The 13,747-nt window shown below is 47.3% G+C and carries 7 protein-coding genes and 1 riboswitch; of the genes, 1 reads left to right on the top strand and 6 read right to left on the bottom strand.

Annotated features, from left to right (window positions below):
* Positions 1 to 56 precede the first annotated feature (56 nt).
* The 6 genes from PO771_RS02180 to PO771_RS02155 form a co-directional block, all read right to left on the bottom strand.
* Complete coding sequence (locus PO771_RS02180) at positions 57 to 2,114, bottom strand: methyl-accepting chemotaxis protein (RefSeq protein WP_272561667.1); 2,058 nt, start codon at positions 2,112 to 2,114, stop codon at positions 57 to 59.
* A gap of 185 nt (positions 2,115 to 2,299) precedes the next feature.
* A complete protein-coding gene (locus PO771_RS02175; RefSeq protein WP_272561666.1) occupies positions 2,300 to 4,150 on the bottom strand; it encodes a bifunctional homocysteine S-methyltransferase/methylenetetrahydrofolate reductase in 1,851 nt (616 codons plus the stop codon).
* Between the two features lie 20 nt (positions 4,151 to 4,170).
* Entirely contained in the window at positions 4,171 to 7,626 is a 3,456-nt protein-coding gene (metH, locus tag PO771_RS02170; protein WP_272561665.1) for a methionine synthase, read from the bottom strand.
* Between the two features lie 86 nt (positions 7,627 to 7,712).
* Positions 7,713 to 7,818: riboswitch (SAM riboswitch) on the bottom strand.
* Positions 7,819 to 7,876: 58 nt separating this feature from the next.
* Positions 7,877 to 8,959 carry an HD-GYP domain-containing protein gene (locus PO771_RS02165; protein ID WP_272561664.1) on the bottom strand — a complete coding sequence of 361 codons (1,083 nt, stop codon included), beginning with the start codon at positions 8,957 to 8,959 and terminating at the stop codon, positions 7,877 to 7,879.
* 118 nt (positions 8,960 to 9,077) lie between these two features.
* Positions 9,078 to 9,908 (bottom strand): DMT family transporter, encoded by an 831-nt coding sequence (locus PO771_RS02160; RefSeq protein ID WP_272561663.1) that lies wholly within the window; start codon positions 9,906 to 9,908, stop codon positions 9,078 to 9,080.
* Positions 9,909 to 9,941: 33 nt separating this feature from the next.
* Positions 9,942 to 10,691, bottom strand: coding sequence for an IclR family transcriptional regulator (locus tag PO771_RS02155; protein ID WP_272561662.1), 750 nt, complete (start codon positions 10,689 to 10,691; stop codon positions 9,942 to 9,944).
* Positions 10,692 to 10,912: 221 nt separating this feature from the next.
* Here PO771_RS02155 and acnA point away from each other — a divergent pair, with 221 nt between their 5' ends.
* On the top strand, positions 10,913 to 13,639 hold the full coding sequence (gene acnA, locus PO771_RS02150) for an aconitate hydratase AcnA (protein WP_272561661.1): 2,727 nt from the start codon (positions 10,913 to 10,915) through the stop codon (positions 13,637 to 13,639).
* Positions 13,640 to 13,747 lie beyond the last annotated feature (108 nt).

Genomic DNA, 13,747 nt, shown 5'->3' with positions numbered 1-13,747 from the left:
TCAGCTATTTCAGCTTTTCGGTCAGCCCCTTGTTACTTTTTTGATATAAAAATATCCTACACTTTGAAACGGTTCACTGTGTCCATCAACTTATTCGTCATCGTATGCAATTCATCAATAGACGCTACCGCCTCTTCGATGGAAGCAGTCTGTTCTTGTGACGAAGCACTTACAGCCTCCGTCATCGCAGCTGCTTGTTCTGTTACATGATGAATACCTTCGACTGATTGAACCATACTATTTTTCAGCGTTTCCATTTCACGAACTTCCTGCTCTAGGCGCACAATTTCTTGTGTTACCGTATCAATAGACGTATTAATTTCGGCAAATGTACTGTTCGTATGATCTAATGACACATTCACATCATCCACTAACTCTGTTGCATGATTCATCGTAGAATCAAGCGTTTCAATTACACTTGTAATCCGGTCAATAATCTGCTGCACTTCTTGTGTAGCTGTAGATGATTGTTCTGCTAGTTTGCGCACTTCATCAGCAACCACCGCAAATCCTTTGCCCGCCTCTCCCGCACGTGCCGCTTCAATGGCAGCATTCAAGGCTAACAAATTTGTTTGCTGAGAAATCGAGTTGATCGTTTCGATAATCGTACTAATGGAAACAGACATCGCAGCAAGGTCTTTAATACCATGGCCAACTTGAGTACTTGCTTCCGTATTTCTCTCAAATACACGGCGCAGCTGCTCCATCGCTACAAGACCACTCTCGTTTTTATCTTTCATCGTATACGCATGCGTAACCATAGACTCGGACTCGGTTTCGATGCCTTTAATCTTTTCACCCAACGTGCTCGTTTCATGCAGCACACTACCTACTAGCTCAGATTGTCGACTCGTATCTTCAGACAGGCTCTGCATACTTCCCGAGATCTCTTCGCTTGCCGCACTAATTTCTTCTGCTGCAGCAGAGATTGTGCCCGCTGATACGTTCACACTATCCGAAACGCTCCGTACCCGGGTAATGACTGTTCGCAGACTTTCAATCATCGTGTTAAACGATTGTCCCAAACGTCCTATCTCGTCTTTTGTCTGAACATCCGTTTGTACACTCAAATCCCCGGTAGCTGCTACTTCTACTGTACGTGTCAAATTAATAATCGGCTTCGAAATCGAACGAGAGACAAAAAGACTAAATACTACCGCAATGGCAATCCCTCCGACAATGACCCAAATTAAAATAGACTGCAACTGCGTGATATCTTCATACAGCTCACTTTCCGGAGGAGCAATCGAGACAATCCATCCGTTTGAAATATGAGCAAAACTACTTATTTTGTCCTCATTATTAAACTTGTAATAAATTAACCCGGACGGCTTTTTCTTCATCTCGTCAATCATAAATGTAAAACTACCATTTTGAATATTGGCAAGGTTTTCTCCCATTTTGAACGTAGGGTGGACAAGATAGTTAAACTTTTCATTAAACAACATCGCATATCCTGTCTTGTATACCTTAACTTTCTGAATCGCTTGCTTAATTACATCGAAATTAACATCCATACCCGCTACACCAATTAATACACCGTCTTGATAAATCGGCTGCGTGTATGAAATCATCGTTACACCTAAATCTTCGTATGGCTCGCTCCATACTCCTTTTTTCGCCTTCACGGCATTAAAATACCAAGAAAGTTTTGGGTTTTCGGCCGTAAAACTACCTGGTGCAAACCCCTGTTTCTTAACAAAGGTGTTCTTCTTTTCATCTTTTAGATACCACGAATACTGTAGACTTTTCGTCAACTCTGGGTTTATAAACACATAGGCGCCCATAATTCCATCTGCACTTTCGGCAAACCTTTTTACGATCGGGTCTAGAACATCACCATATGTTGTAAAGTAAGCAGGGTCTGCTTTCGCCTTTTGCATGTCGAAAGTTGCAACAGACGTTGTCGCGATCCCGCTAACTGCACCTTGGATACTTTGAATGCTCACATTGAATTCATTAGCAATGCTTTGGGACATATACAACAGCTTGTCCTCCGCTTCACCCTTCACAGCCTGGCTTCCACGAATCAAACTAATGATGCCGACTGATAAGGAGGTAAGCACAGAACATAATAAAATTGCCAGCATAATCTTCGTGCCTATTTTTTTCATTTTCCCCTGTCTCTCCTCTTTCTACTATTCCTTTATGCAATACCCTCTTTTTCTATTTTCTAAATATTGCATTTCCATAATAAGGTCGTCTGATGATATTTTACACGATAAGAAATATTAGTAAAGAAAAAACTGCCTCAATAGCCATGTAATAGCTTTTGAGACAGTCTTAACCACCTAGCTTTTTATAATACAACGGATGACTTCTGACGAATATACCGTGTCAACTCCGCTGTCATCTCATAATAGAAGAACGGTGTAATCAAATAAATGCCATTAAAATATTCCATCGCTACATCCGTCAGCTCCCGCGCAATCGCCACACCTTCTGCGCGTGCCTCCGGGCCAGATTCAAACTTCCTCATCCGCTCCCGTGCCTCGTCAGACAACCGAATACCCGGTACCTCGTTATGAAGGAACTCGGCGTTACGTGATCCTGTGAGCGGCATGATGCCGATAAAAATCGGCACATCAAGATGCTTCGTCCCCTCATGAATCCGCTCAATCATCTCCACGTCATACACCGGCTGCGTCATAATATAATCCGCGCCTGCTTCGATTTTCTTCTCCAGGCGACGCAGTGCAGCATCGAACTGGCGCACATGCGGATTGAATGCCGCCCCCACAACGAAGTTTGCCCGCTGCTTCAAGGGCTTACCGGAGAACGTAAACCCTTCATTCAACTGCTTAATCATCCGAATCAAATCAAACGAGGAAACATCAAACACGGAACTTGCCCCGGGCAAATCACCGAATCGTGCCGGGTCGCCCGTAATAACGAGCGCCTGATGAATGCCAAGCGCATGCATCCCCATTAAGTGCGACTGCTGACCGATCAGATTACGGTCACGGCAAGCGATATGCAGCAGTGGTTCCGCGCCAAGCTTCGATTTCATCATGGCTCCAAGCGCCAGATTGCTCATGCGGGTCGTCGCCAGCGAATTGTCTGCCAGTGTGACCGCATCTGCGCCTGCATCTTGCAGGGCAGCCGTTCCCGCCAGGAAGCGCTCCGTATCCAGATCACGCGGTGGATCTAATTCAACAATGACTGTATGCCGTTCCTTCACCGTATCGACAATGCTCGGTGGACGTACAGGCGGTGATCCAACCTCAATCGGCATCAACACCTCTGCTGCCTCACACTCCGGGTTCACACGCGGTAACGGCTCACGCTCCGCTAACACCTGCGCCATCATACGGATGTGCTCCGGTGTCGTTCCACAACAGCCACCAATCAAGCGTGCGCCCTGTGTGCGGAAACGCAGGGCACTATCTCCGAAATACTGCGGCACAGACGCATACGAATATTCCCCATCCGAGATCGCCAGACGACCCGCATTTGGAAATACAGAAAATGGCGTATCGTCCGGGATAATCGTTTGTTCAATCGAGCGCAGCGCTTCTGCCGGACCAAGACGGCAGTTCAGACCGACAACGTCAGCTTCCGCCTTTTTCATTTCGGCAAACGCCTGACTAAGTGTAAATCCGTCACGCGTGCGACCTACTTCAATGGTAGCAAGCTGCGCAATAATCGGTAGGTCCGTCATCGGACGAATTACATTCAATGCCAGCAGCAACTCATCCAAATCAAGGAACGTCTCTAACAAAATCGCATCAACCCCGCCAAGTAAAAGAGCTTCCGCCTGCTCCTCAAATTGCTCCGCATATGGCTGAATGTTCGTATCACGCACGCGACCTGCATTGATGGAACCGATGCCGCCTGCGATGTAGGCATCTTCCCCCACAGACTCACGCGCTAGCTGGGCTGCTTTGCGGTTAATGCGAGTTACCTTGTGCTCTAAGCCATGGCGAGCGAGTGAATCCCGATGCGCCCCGTACGTGTTTGTCTGAATAAAACGCGCACCCGCATCATAATACGAACGGTGCACACTTCCGATCAATTCAGGATTAGACAACGTTAGCTCTTCATAACACACACCGATCGGTACGCCCAGGCGATACAGCCAGGTTGCCATCGCACCGTCACCAATCAGCAGATGGTTCTGCAAATAACTTTTCAAGTTCTCTTTTTTCATCACGTTATCCCCTTCCCCTACTACTCCGCATTGAAGTAGCATGCTTCTGGATGAGAGAACACCATCGCTGATACAGATGCTTCAGGCTCCATCATGCATCCTTCTGTCAAAATAACCCCAATGTCTTCCGGCTGCATGAGCGTAAACAACTGCTTCTGATCTTCTAAATCCGGGCAGGCCGGGTAACCGAATGAGACGCGAATGCCCTGATAACGTGCCCCAAAACGCTCCAACATGGTCATCTCAGCCGGGTCCGGGAAGCCCCATGTATCTCGAATAATATGATGCACACGCTCAGCAAATGCCTCCGCCAGCTCTAATGCCAGCGCCTGTAAGGCATGGGAACGCAAATAATCGCCTTTTTCTTTCCACTCTTCTGCTTTCTCACGTACACCTTCGCCCGCTGTTACGACAAGGAATGCCACGTAATCCATCTCACCGCTCTCAACTGGCTTCAAGAAATCAGCCAGGCAGAGGTATGGATCTTTCGTCTGGCGTGGGAATTCAAATGTTTGAATGATGCGGCTGTGGTTAGCTGGATCATAGACATACACTTTATTGCCATCCCCCTGAGCCGGGAAGAAACGATACATCGCCTGTGCTTTCAGCAGTCCCGTGCGCTTGGCTTCTTCTAACAATTCATCAATCACTTCTTTTAATTCTGTTGCTTTCGGATCGCCTTCTGCAAGCAGCTTATCCACATTGCCTCGCACCCCAAGATGCTTACCAAGCAGCATCCGCCAGTTAATATACGGCTGCAGGTGTGTAAGTGGATAGTCGCGCAGAACATGACGTTCTGTATCGGGTGCTGCATAGACTGGTGTCGATGTGCTTACATTCGACCGAGTCGGCGCAACCTCGGTTGCCTTCACTTCTACTGCTGTATTTTCCGACGCATCCGCAGCAGCCAGTGCTTCCTCACGCTTCGCTTCGAGAGCAGCGCGTTCCTGTGGATTTGCTAACTTGTTAGCAAGATCCAAACCATACATCGCGTCTTTCGCATACAGCACAAGCCCATCATATTGCGGTGCAATCCGAGTATCTGTGAACTTACGGGTTAACGCCGCACCTCCGACAAGAATTGGAGCATCAATCCCTGCTGCTTTTAAATCCTGAGCGGTTGTCACCATCTGCTGCGCTGATTTGACAAGCAGACCGGACAGCCCGATCATATCCGGCTTCGTTTCACGGCACGCCTGGATAATCTGTTCCGGCGTAACTTTAATACCTAAGTTAATGATGTCATAGCCATTGTTGCCCAGGATGATCTCAACAAGGTTTTTACCGATATCATGCACATCGCCTTTTACGGTTGCTAGCATAACCGTACCTTTTGCAGCGGATTCACTTTTCTCCATATATGGTTCGAGATGGGCCACCGCCGCCTTCATAACTTCTGCACTCTGAAGTACTTCTGCTACGATCAACTGATTATCGTTGAATAGACGCCCTACTTCATCCATACCCGTCATCAATGGTCCGTTAATAATATCAAGCGGTTTATACTTGCTGCGTGCTTCTTCTAAATCTGGAACTAACCCTTCTTTTGTTCCTTCCACCACATAACGAGCCAGACGTTCTTCTAACGTTAAGTTGGATACTTCAACATTCGCCTCTACCTTCTTCTCACGATAGAAAGCTGTAAATGAAGCGAGCGTCTCATCAGTTGTGTCAAACAGCAATTCTTCGGCCATTGTGCGCTCTTCGTCTGAAATCGAGGCGAAGCGCTGTAACTTCTCGGTATTAACAATGGCATAATCAAGCCCTGCTTTTGTGCAATGATACAAGTACACCGCATTCAGTACTTCCCGACCCGCCGGTGGCAAACCAAAAGACACGTTACTCACACCAAGAATCGTCTGACATTCCGGGAACTTCTCTTTAATGAGCCGGATGCCTTCTACCGTCTCTTTCGCTGACCCGATATACGCCTCATCCCCCGTACCAACCGGGAATACGAGCGGATCAAAAATTAAATCTCGTGGATTCAATCCGTATTTATTTACAAGCAGATCATATGACCGTGCAGCTACTTCCAACTTGCGCTCCCGTGTGACCGCCATTCCTTGTTCATCAATCGTTCCGACTACAACCGCACCACCGAACTTCGTCAGTAATGGCGCCACCTCATCGAACCGCTCTTCTCCGTCTTCAAGATTAATAGAATTGATAATCGCCTTGCCCTGTGAATACTTCAGTGCGAGCGCAATCACATTCGGGTCTGTGGAATCGATCATCAGCGGCACTTTAACTTTGCGAACAACAAACTGGAGAAACGCTTCCATATCGCTTGCTTCATCACGATCCGGGTCTGCCAGGCAAATGTCAATCACATGAGCGCCCCGCTTTACTTGCGCACGGGCGATTTCCGATGCTTCCTCATACTTTCCTTCTTTGATGAGATCCCGAAACTTTTTGGACCCGATCACATTTGTCCGCTCTCCAACAAACAACGGTCGACTATCCGGTTCCAGATAGACCGGCTCAATGCCAGAAACAACATGCGTCGTAAGCCCACCTGGCTTGCGCGGTTCATATTGCTTCATCACATCGGCAATCGCCCGAATGTGATCTGGTGTCGTACCACAGCAACCGCCCGTCACATTAATCCAGCCTTGCTCCGCGAATCCAGCTAACTTCGCAGCTAATGTCTGTGGTGATTCATGATAGTTTCCATCCTCATCTGGTAACCCTGCATTCGGATAGCAACTCACTGCACAGTCGGCCATGCCAGACAACGTACGAATATGATCGCGCATGAATTCCGGACCTGTGGCACAGTTCAAGCCGACCGAGATCGGCTTCAAATGTGTAAGTGAAATATAAAATGCTTCAATATTCTGACCTGCAAGTGTTGTCCCCATCGGTTCAATCGTTCCAGAAATCATCACCGGAAGACGACAACCAAGCGTATCAAACGCTTTCTGGATGGCAATCCCGCCTGCTTTCACATTTAACGTATCCTGTGCAGTCTCCAGCAGCAGGACATCGACCCCTCCTTCTATAAGGGCCAGCACTTGTTCATAATATGAATCAATCAGCTCTTCAAATGTAATACCACCTGTTACAGACAATGTTTTCGTCGTAGGTCCGATCGCCCCGGCTACATAACGCGGCCAATCTGGTGTTGAATATGCATCGACTGCTTCTTTTGCCAGGCGAGCAGCTGCCAGGTTAATCTCGCGAGCGCGGTCCTGTACATCATATTCAGCTAGTACAACAGATGCACCACCGAACGTATTCGTCTCAATAATATCAGCACCCGCTTCGAGATACTTCTCATGGATGGAACGGATTACATCCGGTCGCGTTACGTTCAGCAGTTCATTACATCCATCATACGCCTCGCCTCCGAAATCATCCGGGCCGAGATTTGCCTGCTGGAGCATCGTTCCCATCGCTCCATCAATAACTAGAATTTTCTCAGCGAGTCTTGCTTCTAATGCCAGCTTACCTGGCGTGGTTGTTTCTTTCATCTGTCTCATCCCCTTTTTTGGCAAATAAAAAAAGCCTCCTCGGCAAAGGAAGGCTTTTTGTCTCTATACATACAAGGCAATCGCATTCCTTATCTCCCAGGAATTACATTCCTGCTGGATTTGGCACCGTGTATATCCATACCGGTTGCCGGGCGTCATTGGGCCAGTCCCTCAGCCTTCTCTTGATAAGAAGCTTTTCTTTTTATTTTTCTCATTATTAATCATTATCAAAAAACAGTCAACCACCAAATTATAATGTACGGGTGATGACAAGATTTGTCTCATTGCGCAGATCAATCTCGTATGGCGATGCCACTTCGCTGCCATCCCGCTCCTTCGTAATCCGAATAATAGGGCGATGAACAGAACGTGGGTCTACTCTAGCGACAACCCCAACCTGCCCTGTATTCAATACAACAACCGATGCAATTGGATAAACGGCAATATGCTTAACAAATAACTTCACCAGCTCGATATCAAACAACGAATTTCCTGCGGCAAACAAATATTCAGTCGCCTCATTCGGTGTGTAGTGCTGGCGATAGGAACGGTGTGATGTGAGTGCGTCATACACATCGGCAAGCCCAACAATTTGTGCGTATTCATGAATTTGTTGTTCTCGAAGCTGGCGCGGATACCCTGATCCGTTATAGCGTTCATGGTGCTGCAGTGCACAGTGGGCGGACAGCAGGGATACATCGTACTGATAGCGTAAAATATTAAATCCATCTTCTGTGTGATTTTCAATTCTAGAACGCTCTTCATCCGTTAGTGCCCCTCGCTTGTTCCACAACTCTTTTGGAAGCTGTGTCATTCCAATATCGAACAGGAGGGCCCCTACCCCAAGATCCAGCATCTGATTCTGGTTATATCCCTTGGCCAGACCAATAATCCCAGCAAGAACCGCTACGTTAACAGAATGATGGAATAAATAACCGTCCAACGCATGAAGGTTCGCCAAATTGACGAGAACATCCTTGCGGCCACTTAAATCCCCCATAATGCTCCCGAATACGTCCCGAAAGGTTTGCCCCATATCCGGCACACTCATCCGACCTTTCACCTGCGGTTGATCAAGCAGATTAGTCATCGTTTTATGAACGGTCTGAATAGCCTGACGACGTGTCGTATCACTAATAATATCTTCTGGAATGATATCGGTTGTATGTTTATCTTCTATGTATACCGTATCAATTCCCATTTGCTCAAGGCGGTTAATATAACGGTCAGTTAATTCCAGACCAGCACCAAGCAGTACATGTCCGGTTTCAGAATAAATCGTTTTTGCAAGCTTATCCCCCGGCTTAACCGAGCTGATGTGCAGTTTTTTCACGTCCCAAACCACCTTTTCATTTCTTCCTCTACCCTTCTTCTCCCAAATTGTAACACAAAATTGATATCCCTTGTAAAAAAAGAGTCGCCCTTTTTTTATAAAGAGCAACCCTTTTTTCCTATATTTTCGTTAAAACAAGACCTAACAAAGCAGTACATATGCCACATACTTGATACAACTTAAGTCGTTCTTTAAACAAATAACAGCCTGTTAAAATGACGATCAGGCAGTTTAAACTTACTACAGGGAACACAATGCTTGCTGTTCCGGTTTGCAAGGCATAAAAATAACAGCTATAACCGATTACACTTAGAATCCCAACAACTGCTCCGATTTGCACCTCTTTGCGCTGAATTCGTTCACGCCCAAGCCAGAAAAGCAAAAATACACTTCCACCTCCGTACATCGACACAAGCATGTCCAGCGAATGAATATGCAGTGAGGAGGAACCTTTCATTATGATTCCGAGTACACCAAACGATACGAATGCCAGCAACACACGGGCAATCCATGGACCGTACTGTGTACCGCCTTTGCTTCCCGGCGTGTACTGAATGACGATCACAGAACCCATCATACAAAAAACCCCGAGCCAGTGCAGAAAAGGGATCTGTTCATTAAAGATCAGTCCTGCTGCCAGAACCGGCAAAATCGCATTGGCTGCAATAATTGGCGATGTCAGGCTGGCCGGTCCCTTCTCAAAAGCACGTGCCATTTGAATATTTCCGTTGGCATTCAGAATGCCCACCAGCGTTCCAAATATAATGGAAAGCCAGTTCGTATGAAACTCCCCTTCTTGCAAACCGTACGCCAATGTCAGTAAAAATGCGACAAAATAGAAGAAAAACTGGATGTTTACTTTCGATAACCGCCGCGATGTACTCCACTTAAAAATCGTGTTATTCGCTCCAAAGCACAGTGCGGTGATCATCGCTGCTGCAAGCCACATGATGCCATCTCCATCTCTCTTTCTGCTTTTTTTCTATTGTAACATGTTTCCCATTCGACGGGCCGCTTCCATGACAAGCGGAGCATTTTGTGCCATCTTCTCTGATGTAAGCCGATTGGACGGCCCGGATACCGATAGGGCTGCCACCATTTCACCGCGCACATTAAACAGCGGGACCGATACAGCTGCTGCCCCCTCTTCCCGCTCCTCCGAACTGGTTGCATAACCATTGCGGCGAATTTCCTGAAGCTGATCCATATAGACACCCTTATCGACTGCCTTTGGCCAAGCAGGATCATTCAATACGCGCAGCTGGGCGTCCGGCGGCGCATACGCGACCAGCACTTTGCTCGATGCGCCAACCGCAAGTGGCATATGTGCCCCGATTGGTGCAACACGACGGATCGTCTCCTGACTCTCCACGGCCTGAATGCGTACCCGTTCATTTTCATTACGGACATATAAACTGATCGTCTCCCCGATCTCATCGCGTAACCGTGTCATCTCCGGCAGCAATACCGTCCCAATGTCCCCTTGCTGCGGATAATTCGCGGATATCTGCCAAACACGAAACCCGAGATGATACTTCTCCGTCACTGTGTCTCGCGTCAGAAACCCCCGACCCTCAAGTGATCCGAGCAGGCGGTATACAGTACTTTTATTCAAACTGACCCGCTGTGCAATCTCTGTCAGCGTCAGTTCCTGTTCATCAATAAAACAAAGAAGAATATCAAGCGCACGATCTACAGCACGCACCGTCATCTTCGCATCTGTTGTTTCCATCCCGCTCACCTTCCTGGTTGAATAGGGTTTCATAGAACGAAACCCTGTTGCAGTATTGTTCATTATACCTTATGTGTGATTCATCCGTAAATGATACCCTTACCAAAAAAAATTGATTTTACTAGTGTACGTACGGGTAAAAAAGCAGTATAATGTTTTGTGGAAACAGAAACAGAGTTTCACTGAATGAAACCAATACATTTGTACGGGAGGGAATTTACTTGGCTAAACAAGACACTTACGGTGTACATTCTACGCTTCAAGTTGGCGACAAATCGTACGCGTACTATTCTCTTAAGGCTCTCGAAGAAAAAGGCCTTGGTCCAATTTCTAAACTGCCTTTCTCCATTAAAGTATTGCTCGAAGCAGCAGTTCGCCAATTCGATGGCGTAGCTGTTACAGAAGATCATGTGAAAAAGCTTGCTACATGGACTGAAGAGCGCGATGCGAATCAGGAAGTTCCTTTCACACCTGCTCGTATCGTACTGCAAGACTTCACAGGTGTACCAGCGGTTGTTGACCTCGCTGCTATGCGTCTTGCAATGAAAGAAATGGGCGGCAACCCAGAGCGTATCAATCCGCTCGTACCGGTTGACCTTGTAATCGACCACTCTGTAATGGTTGATGACTTCGGTAACCCGGATGCACTCGAAAACAACATGAAACTTGAATTTGAACGCAACGCTGAGCGTTATCGCTTCCTGCGCTGGGCACAAACAGCATTCAACAACTTCCGTGCTGTTCCACCAGCAACAGGTATCGTTCACCAAGTTAACCTTGAATACCTTGCATCAGTAGCAGCTACAAAAGAAGTAGACGGTGAAGTACAAGTATTCCCGGATTCTCTCGTAGGTACTGACTCTCATACAACAATGATCAACGGTCTTGGCGTAGTAGGCTGGGGCGTTGGCGGTATCGAAGCAGAAGCAGGTATGCTCGGTCAACCTCTCTACTTCGTAACTCCAGAAGTTGTTGGTTTCAAACTGACTGGCACACTGGCAGAAGGTGCAACAGCAACTGACCTAGCACTCACAATTGTTAACATCCTCCGTAAGAAGGGCGTTGTTGGTAAATTCGTTGAGTTCTACGGCCCAGGACTTAGCAACATCACTCTGGCAGACCGTGCAACAGTTGCCAACATGGCTCCTGAATACGGCGCAACAATGGGCTTCTTCCCAGTTGACGAAGAAACTCTTAACTTCCTGCGTGCAACAGGCCGCAGCGAAGAGCAAGTAGCTCTTGTTGAAGCATACTACCAAGAACAAGGTCTGTTCCGTACAGATGCTACTGTTGATCCAGTGTTCTCTGAAACACTTGAACTCGACATGAGCACAGTTGTTCCTACACTTGCAGGTCCGAAACGTCCACAAGACCGTATCGAACTAACTGCAATGAAAGGTGCCTTCAACGATGCAATCCGTACTCCAATCGAAAAAGGCGGCTTCGGTCTGAGCGACGAACAAATCGCACAGAAAGTAGCACTTTCTCATAAAAACGGTAAGAAATCCGAACTCGGCACAGGTGCTGTTGTGATCGCGGCAATCACTAGCTGTACGAACACTTCTAACCCAAGCGTTATGCTGGGCGCAGGTCTCGTAGCGAAAAAAGCCGTAGAAAAAGGCCTTGTGAAACCAGAATACGTAAAATCCAGCCTCACTCCAGGTTCCCGTGTTGTAAAACAATACCTGGAAAAAGCAGGTCTGATTCAGCCGTTTGAAGCTCTTGGCTTCCATATCGCTGGTTACGGTTGTGCAACTTGTATCGGTAACAGCGGTCCGCTTCCAGAAGAAGTTAGCCAGGCAATTGCAGACAACGATATGACTGTTGCATCTGTACTGTCCGGTAACCGTAACTTCGAAGGCCGTGTACACGCACAAGTAAAAGCTAACTACCTGGCTTCTCCACCGCTTGTTGTGGCATATGCACTTGCAGGTACAGTTGACATCGATCTTTCCAAAGACGCAATCGGTACAGGAAAAGATGGTCAACCAGTATACCTCAAAGACATCTGGCCAACAAATGCAGAAATCAAAGAAGCTGTTGCACAAGCAGTTCAAGCGCAAATGTTCGAAGAAGAGTACGGCAACGTATTCACAGCGAACCCACGCTGGAACGCAATCGAGTTCCCAGAAGGACAGCTGTATGAGTGGGATGACAAGTCTACTTACATCCAACATCCACCATTCTTCTCTGGCCTTGGCAACGAAGCTGGCAGCATTGAAGAAATCGTGGGTGCGAAAGCTCTCGCATTCCTTGGCGATTCCGTTACAACTGACCACATCTCTCCAGCAGGTAACATCGCACCGGCTAGCCCAGCAGGTGTATACCTTGGTGAGAACAACGTAGAACGCAAAGACTTCAACTCATACGGTTCCCGTCGTGGTAACCACGAAGTTATGATGCGCGGTACGTTTGCAAACATCCGTATCCGTAACAAAATGGCTCCTGGTACAGAAGGCGGCGTAACAACATACCTGCCAACTGGCGATGTTATGCCAATCTACGATGCTTCTATGAAATATCAAGAAGCAGGTACTCCACTTGTTGTTATCGCAGGTAAAGAGTACGGTACTGGTAGCTCACGTGACTGGGCAGCAAAAGGTACATTCCTCCTTGGCGTTAAAGCGGTTATCGCAGAAAGCTTCGAGCGTATCCACCGCAGCAACCTCGTAGGTATGGGTGTTCTTCCTCTTCAGTTCGCTGAAGGTACAACTCCAGAATCACTCGGCCTGACAGGTACTGAAACATTTGATATCTTTGGCCTTGGCAACGATGTAAAACCAGGTCAAACAATCAAAGTTACAGCAACACGTACAGACGGTACTTCTTTCGAGTTCGATGCAATCGTTCGTCTCGACAGCGTAGTCGATGTAGAATACTACCGTAACGGCGGTATCCTGCAAACTGTACTTCGTCAAATCGCAACAGAAGAAAAAGCTAACGTTTAATTTTTAATCCATCCTCATATACACACAGCAAAGAGAGCGGTCCCGATACAGGGGCCGCTCTTCTTTTTGTTTTTTGGGAATCGACAACGTTTAGTGGTGGAAGGCGAG

Origin of the sequence: Aneurinibacillus uraniidurans (assembly GCF_028471905.1) — a bacterium.
Classification (GTDB): Bacteria; Bacillota; Bacilli; order Aneurinibacillales; family Aneurinibacillaceae; genus Aneurinibacillus; species Aneurinibacillus uraniidurans.
The sequence above is the reverse complement of the archived record's forward strand: the minus strand, read 5'-3'. Positions and strand labels throughout refer to the sequence as shown.

Coding starts and splice junctions, on each gene's coding strand:
- metH (WP_272561665.1), bottom strand. CDS start 7,626: ATGAAAGAAACAACCACGCCAGGTAAGCTGGCATTAGAAGCAAGACTC.
- PO771_RS02160 (WP_272561663.1), bottom strand. CDS start 9,908: ATGTGGCTTGCAGCAGCGATGATCACCGCACTGTGCTTTGGAGCGAAT.
- PO771_RS02180 (WP_272561667.1), bottom strand. CDS start 2,114: ATGAAAAAAATAGGCACGAAGATTATGCTGGCAATTTTATTATGTTCT.
- PO771_RS02155 (WP_272561662.1), bottom strand. CDS start 10,691: ATGGAAACAACAGATGCGAAGATGACGGTGCGTGCTGTAGATCGTGCG.
- PO771_RS02175 (WP_272561666.1), bottom strand. CDS start 4,150: ATGAAAAAAGAGAACTTGAAAAGTTATTTGCAGAACCATCTGCTGATT.